General features: G+C 59.1%; 14 protein-coding genes. 6 read left to right on the top strand and 8 right to left on the bottom strand.

The genetic code is table 11. From position 1 onward, the window contains the following. Window positions 1-50: 50 nt before the first annotated feature. A complete protein-coding gene (locus tag FMN63_RS24425) occupies window positions 51-1,223 on the bottom strand; it encodes a pyridoxal phosphate-dependent aminotransferase (RefSeq protein WP_148586703.1) in 1,173 nt (390 codons plus the stop codon). Between the two features lie 260 nt (window positions 1,224-1,483). Between FMN63_RS24425 and FMN63_RS24420 the strand changes: the two genes are divergently transcribed. From FMN63_RS24420 to aat, 5 genes are all read left to right on the top strand, one after another. Further along, window positions 1,484-2,902 (top strand): M48 family metalloprotease, encoded by a 1,419-nt coding sequence (locus FMN63_RS24420; RefSeq protein ID WP_286192753.1) that lies wholly within the window; start codon window positions 1,484-1,486, stop codon window positions 2,900-2,902. A 61-nt stretch (window positions 2,903-2,963) separates the two neighbouring features. Then, window positions 2,964-3,767 carry a DsbA family protein gene (locus FMN63_RS24415; protein ID WP_148586701.1) on the top strand — a complete coding sequence of 268 codons (804 nt, stop codon included), beginning with the start codon at window positions 2,964-2,966 and terminating at the stop codon, window positions 3,765-3,767. A 323-nt stretch (window positions 3,768-4,090) separates the two neighbouring features. Continuing rightward, window positions 4,091-4,561 carry an acetyl-CoA carboxylase biotin carboxyl carrier protein gene (gene accB, locus FMN63_RS24410; protein WP_148587340.1) on the top strand — a complete coding sequence of 157 codons (471 nt, stop codon included), beginning with the start codon at window positions 4,091-4,093 and terminating at the stop codon, window positions 4,559-4,561. 15 nt (window positions 4,562-4,576) lie between these two features. After that, the gene (gene accC, locus FMN63_RS24405; RefSeq protein ID WP_148586700.1) at window positions 4,577-5,923 is read left to right on the top strand and encodes an acetyl-CoA carboxylase biotin carboxylase subunit; all 1,347 of its coding nucleotides are present in this window, start codon (window positions 4,577-4,579) and stop codon (window positions 5,921-5,923) included. 145 nt (window positions 5,924-6,068) lie between these two features. After that, complete coding sequence (gene aat, locus FMN63_RS24400) at window positions 6,069-6,749, top strand: leucyl/phenylalanyl-tRNA--protein transferase (RefSeq protein WP_148586699.1); 681 nt, start codon at window positions 6,069-6,071, stop codon at window positions 6,747-6,749. 179 nt (window positions 6,750-6,928) lie between these two features. Here the strand turns inward: aat and FMN63_RS24395 are convergent, their stop codons facing one another. From FMN63_RS24395 to FMN63_RS24385, 3 genes are all read right to left on the bottom strand, one after another. Further along, window positions 6,929-7,936: a hypothetical protein gene (locus FMN63_RS24395; protein ID WP_148586698.1), complete on the bottom strand. Its 1,008-nt coding sequence runs from the start codon at window positions 7,934-7,936 to the stop codon at window positions 6,929-6,931. 323 nt (window positions 7,937-8,259) lie between these two features. Next, a complete protein-coding gene (locus FMN63_RS24390; protein ID WP_148586697.1) occupies window positions 8,260-8,646 on the bottom strand; it encodes an NADH:ubiquinone oxidoreductase subunit NDUFA12 in 387 nt (128 codons plus the stop codon). A gap of 206 nt (window positions 8,647-8,852) precedes the next feature. Continuing rightward, on the bottom strand, window positions 8,853-9,563 hold the full coding sequence (locus tag FMN63_RS24385) for a response regulator (protein ID WP_209001298.1): 711 nt from the start codon (window positions 9,561-9,563) through the stop codon (window positions 8,853-8,855). A 642-nt stretch (window positions 9,564-10,205) separates the two neighbouring features. Here FMN63_RS24385 and FMN63_RS24380 point away from each other — a divergent pair. Beyond that, the gene (locus FMN63_RS24380; protein WP_148586696.1) at window positions 10,206-13,889 is read left to right on the top strand and encodes a vitamin B12-dependent ribonucleotide reductase; all 3,684 of its coding nucleotides are present in this window, start codon (window positions 10,206-10,208) and stop codon (window positions 13,887-13,889) included. Window positions 13,890-14,415: 526 nt separating this feature from the next. On the opposite strand, the gene FMN63_RS24375 is transcribed toward FMN63_RS24380, so the two are convergent. From FMN63_RS24375 to FMN63_RS24360, 4 genes are read right to left on the bottom strand one after another with little or no spacing between them, the layout of a single operon-like run. Further along, window positions 14,416-15,117 (bottom strand): ABC transporter ATP-binding protein, encoded by a 702-nt coding sequence (locus FMN63_RS24375; protein WP_148586695.1) that lies wholly within the window; start codon window positions 15,115-15,117, stop codon window positions 14,416-14,418. After that, window positions 15,114-15,860 (bottom strand): ABC transporter ATP-binding protein, encoded by a 747-nt coding sequence (locus FMN63_RS24370; protein WP_148586694.1) that lies wholly within the window; start codon window positions 15,858-15,860, stop codon window positions 15,114-15,116. The genes FMN63_RS24375 and FMN63_RS24370 overlap by 4 nt, the downstream gene beginning before the upstream one ends. Further along, complete coding sequence (locus tag FMN63_RS24365) at window positions 15,857-16,867, bottom strand: branched-chain amino acid ABC transporter permease (RefSeq protein WP_209001297.1); 1,011 nt, start codon at window positions 16,865-16,867, stop codon at window positions 15,857-15,859. Before FMN63_RS24365 ends, FMN63_RS24370 begins: the two co-directional genes overlap by 4 nt. Then, window positions 16,864-17,790 (bottom strand): branched-chain amino acid ABC transporter permease, encoded by a 927-nt coding sequence (locus FMN63_RS24360; RefSeq protein ID WP_148586693.1) that lies wholly within the window; start codon window positions 17,788-17,790, stop codon window positions 16,864-16,866. Before FMN63_RS24360 ends, FMN63_RS24365 begins: the two co-directional genes overlap by 4 nt.

The following is a 17,790-nucleotide window of genomic DNA, read 5'->3' as shown; positions in this document are numbered from 1 at the left end:
TAGAAAAAGGCGGCCAATGTGCCGCCTTTTTTATTGCCTGCTTGAGACCCCTAACGCCCCGAGCCGAGAAAGCCGGAAAGCCTTTCCAATGCGTCCTTCATGTCTTCATGAGCACCGGCAAAGGAGAAGCGCAAAAATTCGTGGCCATGCACCGGGTCGAAATCAACTCCCGGCGTTGCCGCAACCCCTGCCTCGTGCAGCATCCGTTTTGCGAAGTCGAGACTGTCTGTGCTGAAGCGGCTTATGTCCGCGTAGATGTAAAAGGCTCCGTCCACCGGCAACAGCCGGTCGAGACCGATCTTCGGCAGGCCATCCAGCAACAACGCGCGATTGGCTGCATACCCTGCCTTGACCGCTTCCAGTTCCTGCACCGCACCAAGGGCTGCTTCCGCTGCGATCTGAGACAGCTCCGGCGGGGAAATATACAGGCTCTGGGCTATCCGTTCCGTCGGGCGCACCAGTTGCTCGGGCAACACCAGCCAGCCAATGCGCCAACCGGTCATGCAATAGTATTTCGAGAAGCTGTTGACGATGATGACGTTCTGCGACGTTTCCAGAGCGGTCCTCTCATCGCCGTCATAGGCAAGGCCGTGATAGATCTCGTCCGAGATGAACCAGATCCCCGCATCGTCGCAATAGCGGATCAGATCCTCCAGGGCGTCCGGCGTCATCATGGTGCCGGTCGGATTGGCCGGGCTGGCAACCAGAACACCTTTCACGGGCCCTTCTTTCCGCGCCTCTTCCAGATGGGCCGGTGTCAGGCTCCAGCGGGTTTCCGCGCCTACCTCGATCTCGACCGGGACAAGGCCGAGCGCTTTCAGGATGTTGCGATAGGCCGGGTATCCGGGCGCTGTCAGGACAATGCGGTCACCTGGATCGAACGCAGCCAGAAACGCGAGATTGAATCCTGCCGAAGAGCCGGTGGTCGCCATGATCCGCTCTACGGGAACCTCGACGCCATAGGTCCGGCGATAATGAGCAGCCAATGCCTCACGCAAGGGGCGGATACCGAGCGCCTCAGTGTAGCCGAGACGACCGTGGTCGAGCGTCTTCCTTGCCATTTCCAATGCGGCTTTTGGAGCCGGAGCCGACGGTTGCCCGACTTCCATATGGACAATCCTGCGCCCCTCTGCTTCCAGGCGTGCCGCTTCGGCTAGAACATCCATGGCGATGAAGGGCGCAACATCACTGCGGCGAGACGGCTGAAGAAGAGACTTTTGCATGTGTCCTGAAAATCCGGCTGAGAAACTGGCTTCACCCTATCGCGGATTTTTCCATTCGATGCAACGCAACGGGGCCTCTGCGGACTTTGAAACGTTCTTCTGCCATGCAAGCTTGAGAACCTTACTTTTTTGTCATGCCGGTTTCCTTGACCCGCAACGCACACCTCCATACCTTCGCCACACATTCATGTCCCAAGATGAGATCTGTCTTTGAAGATGAGCCTGGAAAGCATTCCGGTCCGGATTGGAGTTTTGCACCTGTGCCTGGTTCCGACATTTTGAACATCGGTTTTCCGCGCAACATGGCGCGCAAGGCGGTCGCTCTTGCCTGCGCTACCGCCCTCGCCTTGCCCGTTTTATCTTTGCCCGCAACGGCGCAGGGGCGCAGCCTGCCGCTGGTACGGGATGCGGAAACGGAACATCTTCTGAAGGACTATGCGACCCCCATTTTCAAGGTTGCCGGTATTTCGAATTCAGAACCGGAGATCATTCTGGTCAACGACAAGAGCTTCAACGCTTTTGTCCCCGACAGCCGCCGCATGTTCATCAACATCGGCGTCATAATGGAATCGGAAACGCCGGGCGAAGTGATCGGCGTCATTGCCCATGAATCGGGGCATATTGCGGGACGCCACCTTGTCCGTCTGCGGGCCGCTGCCGCCAACGCCCAGATCATCTCGGTCATCGGCATGATCCTCGGTGCGGGTGCCGCCGCAGCGGGGGCAGCCTCCGGGTCCGGCCAGGTTGCCACCGGCGGTGGCGCGGTGATCATGGGGTCGGGCTCCGTCGGCCAGCGGTCATTCCTGTCGTATCAGCGCGGTGAAGAAGCCGCGGCAGACCGGGCAGCTCTAAAATTTCTGAGCGCCACCAAACAAAGCCCGCGCGGACTGCTGAAAACCTTCGAACGCATGTCGGAACAGCAGATGTTCACGCGCAAATACGCCGATCCCTATGCGCAGAGCCACCCGATGGCTCAGGACCGCTACAACAGCCTGGTGACCGACGCGCAGAAATCGAAATATTTCAATCAACCGGAAGACTACGTGCTGCAATACCGGCACGATATGGTCCGCGCCAAGCTGTTTGCCTTCACCAGCCACCCGTCCGCAACGCTGCGCGCCTATCCCCGCAGCGACAAGAGCCCGCCGGCTCAGTACGCCCGTGCCATCGCCGCAATGAAGAGCAAGGGCAAAGGCGCGGTCAAGGAAATAGATGCCCTGATCCGCACCCAGCCGAACAACCCCTATTACTACGAGCTCAAGGGACAGGCCCTGCTTGAGGGTGGCGATCCGAAAGCCGCCATCGCCCCCTTCCGCAAGGCATTGTCGTTCAAACCGACAGAACCGCAGTTCCTGACCTGGCTCGGATATGCGCTGGTTGCCTCCAACGACAAATCAAAACTGCCGGAAGCCGAACGAATCTTGAAACAGGCAATCCAGCGGGACAAGAACTCAGGCGTTGCCTACAGCCAGCTGGCCATTGCCCATGGCCGCCAGGGTGAGCGTGCGGAGGCTGATCTGGCGACCGCGAAGGGCCTGATGGTGAGCGGAGATTTCCAGGCGGCGAAACGCTACGCGGCCCGCGCTCAAAAAAGTTTGAAGAGAGGAACGCCAGCATGGCTTCAAGCCGACGACATTGTAGCGTACAACCCACCTAATCTGCCGAAGAACGGCCGCTGACACCTGTGACACGTATGGGATGCCGTCCGAACGCAAGAGACGGTTGCCTGAGGAGCCTTGAATGACCCAGATTTCCCCGAAGCCCCTGTTCCTGAAGACCGGGTCGCTTTGCCCGCCGGCGCTGCTGCGCATCCTGTCGGCTTGTGCGCTTGTGCTCGCCCTGCTGGCCGGCCCTGTTGCCGCACAGGAGGTGGACCGCAGCGAGATCGAAAAAATCGTGCGGGAATACCTGCTGGAGCATCCTGAAGTGATTGCCGAAGCCCTGACCGAACTTGATCGCCGAGAAAAGGAAGCCGCTGAAGCAGCACGCGTGCAGACCCTGACCGACAGCGCAGATGTTCTTTTCAATTCGTCCCGCCAGGTCGTGCTTGGCAATCCGGAAGGCACCGTGACGCTGGTTGAGTTCTTCGACTACAACTGCGGCTACTGCAAGCGCGCACACGGCGACATGGTCAAGCTGATCGAGGAGCATCCGGACCTGAAGGTGGTTCTGAAGGAATTCCCGGTTCTTGGCCAGGGCTCCGTTGAAGCGGCTCAGGTTGCTGTTGCGGTCAACTCCATCGCACCGGAGAAATATAGCGAATTTCACGAAAAGCTTCTGCTGAGCCGCGGACAGGCCAATCGTGCCAGCGCCCTCGAAGCAGCGAACTCAGTCGGCATTTCCGAAGATGATATTCTGGAATCCATGAAGACCGACGAAGCCAGCCAGACAATCGAAGAGGTCTATTCCCTTGCCAACCGTCTCGGCTTGACGGGCACCCCCTCCTATGTCGTGGGCAACGACGTGGTTATGGGCGCAGTCGGTTACCAGGAACTGAGCCAGAAGCTCGACGCACTGCAGAACTGCGGCCAGACAACCTGCTGACCCGGTGAGCCGAAACAGCGTTTCGGCTCACACTTGCCTGTTGGAAACCCCCATTCCTCATGTCAGTGAGAAATCGGGGGTTTTCCTGTTTCAATTGAATCCCTATAAGAAGCGTGGCTCGTCTCCACGAAGAGATGAGCCAAAGATCTTTGTCCGCCCGAACAAACGGCGGAGCAAGAGCGTGGTTGCGGCCCCGGCCTGACGGACCCTGATCGAGTCGCAGGGCAGGAAATTCCGGGTCTGACCCCATCCCAGTATGGAGCAGTCGCCCGGCAAGCCGGCCAGTCGCGTGTCTTGCGGACCGAGTATGAGAGCCAAACATGATGCGTAATGATAACAAGAAATTTGACACGGCCCTGATCCGGGACCTCGCTGTTCTCCTGGACGAGACAAATCTCTCGGAAATCGAACTGGAACAGGGCGATACGCGTATCCGCGTTGCCCGTCAGATCTCGATCAGCGCACCGGTGAACGTTGCAGCGCCCATGGCCGCCCCTACGGCGCCGGCAGCAGCACCGTCCCAGGCCGCGCCCGCACCGGCAGCCGAACCGGCTCACGCCGGCACAACCGTCAACTCCCCCATGGTCGGTACAGCCTATCTGGCAGCCGAACCAGGCGCACCGAACTTCATTCAGGTTGGCGACAAGGTCACCGAAGGTCAGACGATCCTGATCATCGAAGCCATGAAAACCATGAACCACATTCCTGCCACCAAGGCGGGCACCGTCAAACAGATCCTGGTGGACGATGCGCAGCCGGTGGAATTCGGCGAACCGCTCATTATCGTCGAATAAGGAGCCGTCGTGGCCATGTTCTCCAAGATTCTCATTGCCAACCGTGGCGAGATTGCCCTGCGCATCCTGCGCGCCTGTAAAGAGCTTGGCATCTCCACTGTTGCGGTTCACTCCACGGCTGACGCGGATGCCATGCATGTTCGCCTTGCAGACGAAAGCGTCTGCATTGGCCCACCTGCAGCGCGCGACAGCTACCTGAACATCCCGCAGCTTCTTGCGGCATGTGAAATCACGGGTGCTGATGCCGTCCACCCGGGCTACGGCTTTCTGTCGGAAAACGCACGATTTGCGGAAATTCTCGAAGCCCACGGGGTCGAGTTCATCGGCCCGACGGCCGAACACATCCGCATTATGGGCGACAAGATCCAGGCCAAGCAGACGGCCAAGGACCTCGGCATTCCCGTTGTTCCAGGTTCCGACGGCGCCGTGACGGCAGGAGATGACGCTCACGCAATCGCTCGTGAAATCGGCTACCCGGTACTGGTCAAGGCCGCAGCCGGTGGCGGCGGTCGCGGCATGAAGGTTGCCCGCTCCGAGGCCGAACTCGACACGGCTCTGTCTACCGCGCGCTCGGAAGCCAAGGCAGCCTTCGGCGACGACGCGCTCTACATGGAAAAATATCTCGGCAAGCCCCGACATATCGAGATCCAGGTTCTGGGTGATGGCAAAGGTAACGCGGTTCACCTTGGTGAACGCGATTGCTCGCTGCAGCGCCGCCACCAGAAAGTGCTTGAGGAAGCACCCTCCCCGAGCCTCAATGCGGACCAGCGCAAGGAAATCGGCGAAATCGTTGCCGTAGCCATGCGCAAGCTGAAGTATCGCGGCGTCGGCACGGTAGAATTCCTCTATGAGAACGGTGAGTTCTATTTCATCGAAATGAACACCCGTCTGCAGGTGGAACACCCCGTCACGGAAATGATCACCGGTATCGACCTTGTCAACGAGCAGATCCGCATTGCCGCCGGCGGTACGCTGGACATGACCCAGGATGACATCAAGTTCGAGGGCCATGCCATCGAATGCCGCATCAATGCGGAAGATCCGGTCAACTTCACGCCGTCTCCGGGCACCATCACCTATTACCACCCGCCGGGTGGTCTGGGTGTACGCGTCGACAGCGGAGTCTATCAGGGCTACAAGATCCCGCCTTACTACGACAGTCTGATCGGCAAGCTGATCGTGCACGGACGCAATCGTGTGGAATGCATGATGCGTCTGCGCCGGTGCCTGGATGAATTTGTGGTTGACGAAATCAAGTCGACTATTCCGCTTTTCCGCGATCTGGTGGAAAATCAGGACATAGCGAACGGTCAGTACGACATTCACTGGCTGGAACAATATCTGGCGAAAAAGTCCAGCTGACCGGATACGGGAACGGGTGTCTGGAGCATTGCGTGTTTGAATGAGCGCGCAGAAGATGCTCCAGAAAACCGGTTGCGACCAGATTTCAGATGTTCCTATCGCGCATCTGCCGGTCCGTCGTTTCCCACTTGGTGAGTGAGGCCTCATGGCTGGTTACAAAGACGACATCGTTCTGGAAATCACGCCGCAGGTGCTGTTGAAAGCCTATGCCTGCGGCCTGTTTCCAATGGCGGAATCTGCCGAAGACCCTGGCCTCTTCTGGCTGGAGCCGGAACGCCGCGGCATTCTCCCCCTCAACAATTTCCACCTGCCTCGCCGCCTGCGTCGCACGATTCGAAACGACGTGTTCGAGGTTCGGGTCAGTACGGATTTCCAAGGCGTCATCGACGGCTGCGCCCACCCGATGCCAGGGCGGCAGAAAACCTGGATCAACCGGGAAATCAGACGCCTCTACGGTGAGCTGTTCGACATGGGCTATTGCCACACCATGGAGGCCTGGCAAGACGGCGAACTGGTCGGCGGGCTCTATGGCGTCAGCCTGAACGGAGCTTTTTTCGGCGAAAGCATGTTCACCTTCCGCACCGACGCCTCCAAGGTATGCCTTGCGCATCTGGTCGCCCGGCTGATTGCCGGAGGCTATTCGCTGCTCGATACACAATTCGTGACCGACCACCTCAGCAAGTTCGGCACCGAGGAAGTTCCTCAGGCCGCCTATAACGAACGGCTCAGTGAAGCGCTGAAACTGGAAACCGACTTCTATGCCCTGTCACCGCTAGCCAACGGCCAGGAGGTGTTGGCGGTGCTTGATAGCTGGAACGAGCCGTAGACCGGCCCCCGCTTCTGAACTTTACGAGGCCACCGGCAAAGCACGACCGGACCAGCCAAACAACAGACTTGGAGACCTCCGGCGGCGGCTGGCTTTCAAACGTTCCTGCGCCGAACGATCTCTGGTGTTCAACGCGCAAGAACACCCTTTTCAGGCAGCAAACGACCGGGGTGGCGCACTCATTTCTTTGCCCCCGCGCCAGTTCCGACCAGATCGCGAATTGTAGACCATGATGGCGACAGGAAAGCACTCATTCTGTGCGTGAAATCCTGTGTTTGAAAAGCCCTCATCGCGTTCCGGAACCCAAGTTCGGCGGCCGGTTCTTCCAAAGCAATATAAAACAAGTCCGACGGTGACTGATTTTTCGCCCAGAAATCCCGGGCTATCTTGAGCCAGAATTCGTACTCATAAGAGGGCGTCCCGCTGGTCAGGAAGCCATCGGTTGATTTCGCATTGTCACTCTTTTTCACTCCCCCCGAATATGCCCGATCGAAAGCTCCCAGGTCTTTCAATCTCTGCCACAGGTGGTGACGGTATTTCCCGTCAGACTTTCCAGCTGCACCGCGAGCGTTGTGTCGGTCGTCTTCCCCCATCGCGCGCGAAACCTGTTCCAGCTTTTGACCGCTGGTGAGACTATTGAGCCATATTGCCAACAGACCGGCTTCGATATTTTCTTCCAGTTTGTCGTGCTTGAACCACTTGTAGCCGCGAGGCACATGAGCAAAGGGAGACCGCTCCAGCGAGCGCCGGAGTCGTTCGATATCAACCGAACCGCCGGTACGCGCAGCTTCCTGCATTTTCAGTATTTTCTGGGTGGAATTGATATAGACCAGATTATAGTGAAACTTGATGTACTGAAGATACTTCTGGGGATTGGTATCAAACTGCGGCGGCGAAGGAAGAGGTTCCTTTTCGCCCTTCACAGCATCGATTATGTAGAAGGTCGCAATTCCCGCAGCCACCGGATTGGTGATCAAGGCAGCCAGGGGTCCTTTCATGGTGCCCTTCAACGCCGTCCAGGCCCAGCCTGGTTCTGTATCGTGCCCTTTCGGCAATAGCTTTCGGACAGCCTCATCAGCATTCACATAACTGCTGCCTGTCTTGATCAGAATATTTTCCCAGGCCGGTTTGCAGACGTTGTTGAGACGGTTGCTCAGCTCCTGAAGCTTCATCCATTCCCGTTCCATCCGACTGCTCCTTGATGGACAATAAGTATCCTCTTCTTTACATCGCATCTTACCTTACGTTATGTGTTTTAAGTCACAAATAAATTACATAAGAGAAGAAATATATTTCAAAATATACTTTCAATTGCATAATAATTTTATGTATACCCCTTTAAGGGATTCAACGATCAATTACAGGTAATCTGACGGCAGCTCACCGGACAACATTCCCCCTTGCCCACGTCTGCTGTACCGAACGGTTCACGGGCGTTTGCTCGGGCTGAAACGAAAAAAGCCCTGCAAATGCAGGGCCTTTCAGTCTTGATGTTCACAGTGCACGGTGATCAGCCGCCCGGCGTCCAGGCTTCGTAATCGCCGGTCACTTCCGGGCGTTTTTCCGGAGTCAGGATGGAGCCATGCGGCCGGTAGGCTGCAGGCGTGCCCGTCGGATTGGACCGGTGGGCCTGCTGCCAATGCTTGGCGTGGTAGGTTTCATCGGACGGCGGCGTGTCGACGCGGTGATGCATCCAGCCATGCCAGCCCGGAGGAATGGCGGAGGCTTCGGCGAGACCGTTGTAGATCACCCAGCGCCTTTTGCCAGCGCGTTCCTTGTAGTATTTGTTGCCGAACTCATCCTCACCGACAAACTCACCCTTGCGCCACGTGAAGAAGCGGGTACCCATCGTCTGGCTGTTCCACCAGGTAAACAGTTCTAGCAGCAGAGTTTTCATGGCCCTTTGAAGGTCCCTTGATTGCAAGTCGGAAACATCCTTTGCCACGCCAATAGGGCGGGATGGATTTTGCCGGACTATGGCGCTATCGGCTGCGTCTGTCCAGACTTTGCATCCAGAAAAGAACGGGAAATTGCGCGCCCGGTCTCATCGCCGCTGTCACAACGCATGCATCCGTTTGCCAGCCATGCGCATCAAGTATGGCCTCAGTGAAGTTTCAAACCCTTGAAGGGGGCAAAACCGGCATTACGGATATGTTTCGCCGCTGCCGAATGCTGTTGGGGAGTCCCTTCTTTCTTTACGCCGGCGAAGACCTTTGGCGGATCTTCCTGTTTGCTCTCGAACGCAGCTTCCACGGCACCTTCTACCGCGGCACGCTTTTGCGTGGCAACGCGGTGGTGCAGCCGCGCACCGGCAAGCGATTGCATCTTTTCCGCCTGTTCATCCATGGCCTTCTGGATGCCATAGATGTTGTAGAAGCCGGAGTTCTCCAGAATCATCGGACGGTCGTCGGCCAATATCCACTTCAGCCGCTTGAAAAGCGTCGACGGAGAAACCGGCTTGACCAGAACATGATGGGCCCCTGCCCTCAAGGCCTTGTCCACCAGTGGGCGGGTGCCATGCGCGGTAATGAAAAGAATCGGCACATAGCAAAGCGGCTCCATATGACGGTGCCGCACAAGGCGCAGAAACTGGTAACCGGACGTCGGCGCCATGCGCCAGTCAGTGAGAATCACATTGGGCGGTTCAGCCAGACTGGCCTCGAGCGCCTCGTCAACCGAATCGAATACCCGCACACGCGCGACCTTGAAACTGAGCAGTATCGAACGGAGAATCGTCTGCATCGGTTTGCTGTCTTCCACGACGACAGCATCAATGTCTTCCATCGCTAGTCCGAATGCGGCGTGATGTTTCATCAAATGCAGACCTTTTTCCCTATCCCGTCCGCATGAAACCAGCCCCGGCTTAAACCCGGTTGAAATCCGTCGTCGCCATTTTCGTCAAATTGTCATCAAATGCAGTCTATTATCATCCACAGGGACTTGCGCCTTATGGCGCCTGCACTCCTTCGCCGGGAAAGCAAGCGCTAATTTCCTTGGCAAAACGGGGTCCCCGCTCCGGTCCCCATTATCCACACACCCACACAAGATTTTGCGTTTGCCCACAATCCAGGCACTACCTGTTGTCACTCCGGCCTTGACCTTAAGATTTCGTTTACATTAGTTTCTCATCATTGCGATGTGAGTAATCGGGAGCCCATTCGGGCGCTTCGGTCAGCAAAAATCACCAGTATCAGGCGTACCGCTCCAGGTCTTTGACCCCAAAGCCAGGAGACGGGTTTTGTTGTGCCGACTTCCTGACGCATGTCGCGACAAACCTGTTGATGACCACTATATATAGTGGATAGAAACACAAGATACGCTACATACAGGCACGAAGCCTGTAACTTGCAGGACGGCATCCGAACCTAGAGGCAGGCGGCCACGCCACGTTCGGATGCGATGCGGTCAAGGCTGGTTCGGGGGAACCGGCAGTAATCTAAAAGGGGACTTGAGAAGATGCGGATCGAGCGGCGCTATACCAAGGAAGGTCAATCGCCTTACGCAAGCGTTGAATTCCGGAACGCTACCAGCGAAATCCGGAATCCGGACGGATCCATTGTGTTCCGTCTTGAGAACATTCAGGTCCCGACCCAGTTTTCGCAGGTCGCGTCTGACATTCTGGCTCAGAAGTATTTCCGCAAGGCCGGCGTTCCGGCCAAGCTGAAGGCCGTTGAAGAAAACACCGTCCCGTCCTGGCTGTGGCGCCATGAGGCCGATGAGGCCGCACTGGCAGACCTGCCGGAAGACGAGCGTTACGGTTCAGAAATCGACGGCCGCCAGGTCTTTGATCGTCTTGCCGGCACCTGGACCTACTGGGGCTGGAAAGGCGGGTATTTCGACAAGGAATCCGACGCCCAGGCTTTTTACGACGAACTGCGTTACATGCTGGCGACCCAGAAGGTGGCGCCGAACTCCCCGCAGTGGTTCAACACCGGCCTGCATTGGGCCTATGGCATCGACGGCCCGGGCCAGGGTCACTTCTATGTCGACTTCCAGACCGGCAAGCTCGTCAAGTCCAAGAGCGCCTATGAGCACCCACAGCCGCATGCCTGCTTCATCCAGTCCGTCGGCGACGACCTGGTGAACGAAGGCGGCATCATGGACCTTTGGGTTCGCGAAGCACGCCTGTTCAAATACGGTTCCGGTACGGGCTCCAATTTCTCCCACGTCCGTGCTGAAGGCGAGCGCCTGTCCGGCGGCGGTAAATCCTCCGGCCTGATGAGCTTCCTGAAGATCGGCGACCGGGCAGCCGGTGCGATCAAATCCGGTGGCACCACACGCCGTGCGGCCAAGATGGTGGTGGTCGATGTCGACCACCCGGACATCGAGGAATACGTCAACTGGAAGGTCAAGGAAGAGCAGAAGGTAGCGGCACTCGTCACCGGCTCCAAGATCTGCCAGAAGCACCTTTCTGCGATCATGCGCGCCTGCGTCAACTGCGAGGCGGATAACGGCGATTGCTTCGATCCGGCCAAGAACCCGGCCCTGAAGCGCGAAATCCGTGCCGCCAAGAAGATGATGGTGCCGGAAAACTACATCCAGCGCGTCATCCAGTTTGCCCGCCAGGGGTTCAGCAAGATCGAATTCCCGACGTTCAACACCGACTGGGATTCCGACGCCTATCTGACGGTTGCCGGCCAGAACTCCAATAACTCGGTACGCGTGACCGACGGCTTCCTGAATGCCGTTGTCGAAGACAGCGACTGGGATCTGACCGCCCGCCGCTCCGGCGACGTTCTGAAGACCGTCAAGGCAAAGGAACTGTGGGAACAGATCGGCTACGCCGCCTGGGCCTCCGCAGATCCGGGACTGCAGTACCACACCACCATCAACGACTGGCACACCTGCCTTGCCGATGGCGAGATCCGCGCGTCCAATCCGTGCTCGGAATACATGTTCCTGGACGATACGGCCTGTAACCTTGCGTCCCTGAACCTGATGCAGTTCCGCCGGGAAGACCGGTCTTTCGACATCGACAACTATGAACATGCCGTCCGCCTGTGGACCATCGTTCTGGAAGTCTCGGTGCTGATGGCCCAGTTCCCGTCCAAGGAAATTGCCGAACTCTCCTACAAGTTCCGCACTCTTGGTCTTGGTTATGCCAACATCGGCGGCCTGCTGATGACCTCCGGCATACCCTACGACAGCGATGAAGGCCGCGCGCTTTGCGGTGCACTCACCGCCGTCATGACCGGTGTTGCCTATGCCACTTCTGCTGAAATGGCCGGCGAACTTGGCGCCTTCCCGGGCTACAAGAAGAACGCAAACCACATGCTGCGCGTCATGCGCAACCACCGCCGGGCAGCCTATGGCAATGCCGAAGGCTACGAAGGCCTGAACACGGCACCGGTGGCACTCGACCATGCGTCCTGCCCGGACAAGGTCCTGATCGAACGCGCCCAGAAAGCCTGGGACCGCGCGCTCGAACTCGGCGAAAAGAACGGTTACCGCAACGCCCAGTCCACCGTGATTGCCCCGACCGGCACCATCGGTCTGGTCATGGACTGCGACACCACCGGCATCGAACCCGATTTCGCGCTGGTGAAGTTCAAGAAGCTGGCCGGTGGCGGCTACTTCAAGATCATCAACCGTGCCGTTCCCGAAGCTCTGCGCAAGCTCGGCTATTCGGAAAGCGAGATTGGTGAAATCGAAGCCTATGCCGTTGGCCATGGTTCCATCGATCAGGCGCCTGGCGTCAACCCGTCCGCACTGAAGACCAAGGGCTTCACCGATGAAAGCCTGACCAAGCTAAAGGACGGCATGAAGTCGGCCTTCGACATCAAGTTCGTCTTCAACCGCTGGACCCTCGGTGACGAGCAGATGAAGGCGCTCGGTGTTTCCGACGAGCAACTGGAAGATCCGGAATTCGATCTCCTGACCTTCCTTGGCTACACCAAGGCAGAAATCGAAGCGGCCAACACCCATGTCTGCGGTGCGATGACCCTGGAAGGTGCTCCCTTCCTGAAGGAAGAACATTATCCGGTCTTCGACTGTGCCAACCCGTGCGGCCGTATCGGCAAGCGCTACCTGTCGGTCGAAAGCCACATCCGCATGATGGCTGCAGCCCAGCCGTTCATCTCCGGTGCGATCTCCAAGACGATCAACATGCCGAACGATGCGACGGTCGAGGACTGCAAGGAAGCCTACATGCTGTCCTGGAAGCTCGCCCTCAAGGCGAACGCCCTTTACCGCGATGGCTCCAAACTGTCTCAGCCGCTCAACTCCCAGCTTCTGGTGGATGAGGACGAAGACGAAGATGAGGCCATCGAGGCGCTCGCCGCCAAGCCGCTGGCTGCCAAGGCCGAAGTGGTTGCCGAACGCATCGTCGAGCGGATCGTCGAGCGTGTCGTCCGTGAACAGGAAAAACTGCCGACCCGCCGCAAGGGCTACACCCAGAAGGCAAAGATCGGTGGTCACACCATCTTCCTGCGCACCGGCGAATATGATGACGGCCGTCTCGGCGAAATCTTCCTCGACATGAACAAGGAAGGGTCTGCGCTTCGGGCGTTCATCAACAACTTCGCGATCTCCGTTTCGCTTGGCCTGCAGTACGGTGTGCCGCTCGAGGAATATGTCGACGCGTTCACCTTCACCAAGTTCGAACCAGCCGGCATGGTCCAGGGCAACGACGCGATCAAGAACGCGACGTCGATCCTCGACTACGTCTTCCGCGAGCTGGCCGTTTCCTATCTTGGCCGTCACGACCTTGCCCACGTTCCGCCGGAAGCCTTCAGCGGCCCGGTCAGCGCAGGCGCGGTCAAGACAATGGACAAGGGCAACTCCGGCGGTGTGGTTTCCCACGGCCTCGTTCGCGGCCAGACCGAGCGTTTCCGCCTCGTCTCCGGCAACGAGCCTGCCGGTGAGATCACCGAAGCGGTGAAAGTTGAACTGGGCGCAACGATTGCCGCGCAGACCTCAGCAGTCGCAACGGCGTTTGCTCGCGGCTCAGAAACCACTGCCGCAGTTGAAGTGACCTCAGCCCCTGCCCCGCAGGTGAAAACCGCAGCTCAGCAAATCGCCCAGGCCCGAATGAAAGGCTACGAAGGCGAAAGCTGCTCGGAATGCGGCAACTTCACCATGGTGCGAAACGGCACCTGCCTGAAGTGCGACACCTGCGGCTCGACCAGCGGCTGTAGTTAACAACCAACGGGCTTCTGTCCCGAGTCGCATAGGAAGGCCAATTCAGGCCAATAGACGGCTCAAACGGCCCTGAAACAACAAAACCCGCCCATCGGAGACGATCGGGCGGGTTTTCTTTGTTTGCGGCTCATGATGGCAGACCCCGGGTCGAATGTCGGTGGGATAACGTCACCCGATCGATGTTCATGAGACAACGTCCCGTGAAACATGAGGATGTTTCCAAATCATCGCCTTGTGTTGGAGTATTCTGAAGGCCTTCTTTGAGGAAGACAGCCGGGGGCCATCCGCACGCGAGCGCCTGATACCGGGTTCTTCCCCTCACCCCATGATTTCCGAACAGTTACAAGCAGTCCTGCACGCAAACGAGTTCCCGGGCGAGACTACCAGGGGGCTCACAGGTGAGACCTCACTTTTGTTTTGATGCCTGCAAATGAGCATCAAAGACACTCGGCAGAATAACCGACATGTGGGCGTGAAGCAGTCATCAATCAGAATCCTGCCAAAATATCCCGCCCAAACGCCCCTCTCACAAATGCAGATACTGCTCCACGTGGTCGCGGTGGGCGTTGAAGGCTTCCGCCTCGCCTTTCCAGACAATTTCGCCCTTTTCGATCACGTAATACCGGTCCGAGATCCGGGAGAGTTCGTCGAGGTTCTTGTCGATCAGGAGGATCGACAGGCCGCTTGCCTTCAGGCCGGCGAGCATGGACCAGATTTCCTCGCGGATCAGCGGGGCCAGGCCTTCGGTTGCCTCGTCGAGGATCAGGAGATCCGGATTGGTCATCAGGGCGCGGCCGATGGCCAGCATCTGCTGCTCGCCGCCCGACAGCTGGAAGCCGAGGTTGCGCCGGCGCTCCGCCAGGCGTGGAAAGGCCTGGTAGATCTTTTCCTCCGTCCATCCGCCCGGCGCAGGACGCGCGGTTGCGCGCAGGTTTTCGCTGACGGTAAGCGAAGGAAACACCTGCCGCCCCTCCGGCACCAGTCCCAACCCCGCCTGGGCAATCCGGTGGGGCGGTTCGCCGGTCAGGTCCTCGCCTTTCACCAGCACCTTGCCTTCGCTTGGTCTCAAAAGCCCCATGAGACAGCGCACGGTGGTCGACTTGCCCATGCCGTTGCGGCCCATGAGCGTGGTCACCTGGCCCTCGGCCAGGTCGAGGTCGATCCCGAACAGCACCTCGGCGTTGCCGTAGCCCGCATGCAGTCCGGAAACAGTCAGAAGCGCACTCATGTCTTGCTGTCTCCGAGATAGGCGGCCCGGGCTGCCGGGTCGTTTCGGACCTCGTCCGGGGTTCCCTGAGCCACGACCTGTCCGTTGACCAGCACCGAAACCGTGTCCGCCAGCCGGAAGATCGCGTCCATGTCATGTTCCACCAGCAGCATCGGAATGCTGCGGCGCAGGTCGGCCAGAATGTCGGTCAGCATCGCGCTCTCCACCCGCCCAAGGCCGGCCATAGGTTCGTCCAGCAGCAGGAACCGCGGCGCGCCAGCCAAAGCGATAGCCAGTTCCAGAAGCCGCCTTTCGCCGTGGGACAGGTCGGCGGCGGGCACGTGGGCCCGCTCCGCCATGTTGAGGCGTTCCAGCGTCGTCATGGCCGTGTCGTTCAGGGTCCGCTCGCGCGCGGCCGGGCGGAAGAAGCGGAAGCTCGAACCGTCTTTGGCCTGCGCTCCCAGCGCCACGTTTTCCAGAACCGAGAACGACGGCAGGATCGAGGTCAGCTGGAAGGTGCGCCCCAGGCCCGCCTGCGCCCGCTGCCAGATCGCGCTGGCGGTTATATTGCGGCCGGCAAGAACGATCTCGCCCGCATCCGGGCGCAGAACGCCTGAGATCTGGTGGATCAGTGTCGTCTTGCCCGCCCCGTTCGGCCCGATAAGCGCATGGCATTGTCCCTCGGGAACGGACAGCGAGATGTCGCGGCTGACGTGTACGGCGCCGAAATGCTTGTTCAGGCCGCGGATTTCCAGAACGCTCATGTCGCCTGCTCCGTGTTTACCAGGTGCGCGCCCGTTTTTGCCGCCCCGGACTTCGCGGGATCGGAGACCTTCGGGGCCGGCAGCAGCAGGTGGCTCAACCCGCCCCGGGCATAGAGCGCCATCAGCACCAGCAACGGGCCGTAGAGAAGTCGCCATTCGTGCATGAACGATCCGAGCACTTCCTCGACGATGACCAGAAAGAACGCGCCGAAGAGTGCGCCGTTACGCGTTCCCAGACCGCCCAGCACAACGACCACCAAGAGGTCTCCGGACCTTTGCCAGGTAGCAAGCGCGGGGCTGACGAACTCTGCCTGCTGCACCGTCAGGAGGCCGGCAACGGCGGCGATCATGCCCGCAATCACATAAGCGGTGAGCCGGTAGCGGAAGACGGAAAAGCCAATGATTTCCGTCCGCTCGGGATTGTCGCGCGCAGCCCGCAGGACCCGGCCGAAACGGGAATTGCTCAGGCGGTGAACGCCCCACCAGGTGACCAGAAGCGTTAGCAGGATGACGATGTAGAGGTGACCGCCGCTCTGGACAACGTCACTGCCGAACAGGGTCGCGAGGGACCAGAGCGTCAACCCGTCGTCCCCGCCATAAGGTGCAAGCGAGGTCAGTGTGAAATAGGTCATCTGGCCGAAGGCAAGCGTGATCATCAGGAAGTAGATCCCGGAGGTCCTGAGTGCCAGCGCGCCGGTGACAAGCGCGTAGAGCCCGGAAACAGCGAGCGCAATCAGCAGCAATACCAGGATATTCTCGATCCCGCTGTCCAGGCCGATGGCCGCCGCATAGGCACCGATCGCGACGAAGGCCGCGTGGCCCAGGCTGAGCATCCCGCCCTGGCCGATCAGTAGATCGAGCGAGATCGCCGCGATCGCCAGCAGCATCGCCTTGATCAGCAGATTCAGGAGGTAGGCTTGGCCGATCAGCGGCAGGACGAACGGGGCGGCCAGCAGAAGCGCGAACACGAGGCCCATGACAAGAAAACTGCGGTCCACGCGCATCATGCGGCCCCTTTCGCCGGCAGCAGTCCCTGCGGACGCACCACCAGGATGACGGCCATCAGGATGTAGATCAGCATCGACGCCAGCGCAGGCCCCACCTGAGTGGAGAAGGAGGGCGGAAAGACCAGTTCCAGCCCCTCGGTCAGGAGTGTGCGCCCGAGCGTGTCGAAGAGGCCGACCAGAAGGGCCGCCAAGAAAGCTCCGCGGATCGAGCCGATGCCGCCGATGATGGTGACCACGAAGGCGATGATCAGGATGTTGTCGCCCATGCCCGGCTCGATCGCGAAGATTGGCGCGGCGATCACGCCGGCAAAGCCCGCGAGCATTGCGCCGACGCCGAAGACGATCATGAACAGCTTCTGGACGTCGACCCCAAGCGCGGAAACCATCTCCGGCGTGGTCGCGCCGGCACGGATCAGCATACCCACCCGGGTTCGGGTCACCGTGACGTAGAGCAGAGCTGCAACGACGAGCCCGGCCAGGATCGTGACGAAGCGATAAACCGGATAGCGCAGTTGCTCTGTCAGCTGGATCGATCCGGCCAGAAACTCCGGCGGCTGGATCGACAGCGTGGCCGGACCGAAGATCACCTTGGCCAGTTCATTGAGAAAGATGATGATCCCGAATGTCGCCAGCACCTGGGTCAGATGATCCCGGCCGTAAAGTCGCCGGAAAACAAAATGCTCCAGCAACAGACCGAACAGGAGGGCTGCAACCATCGACAGGACGACAGAGACGAGGAAGCTGCCGGTCAGTTGATGAAAGGCGAAGACCAGATAGGCCCCCACCATATATTGCACGCCGTGGGCCAGATTGATGAAGCCCATGACGCCGAAGACGAGCGTGAGCCCGGCCGCGATCAGGAACAGGAGCGTGCCGTACTGGAGCCCGTTCAGGCACTGGATCAGAAGGAGAGTGAAAGACAT

The sequence above is a fragment of the Stappia sp. BW2 genome, from assembly GCF_008107695.1.
Taxonomy (GTDB): domain Bacteria; phylum Pseudomonadota; class Alphaproteobacteria; order Rhizobiales; family Stappiaceae; genus Roseibium.
This window is presented reverse-complemented; position numbering and strand designations above follow the sequence as displayed.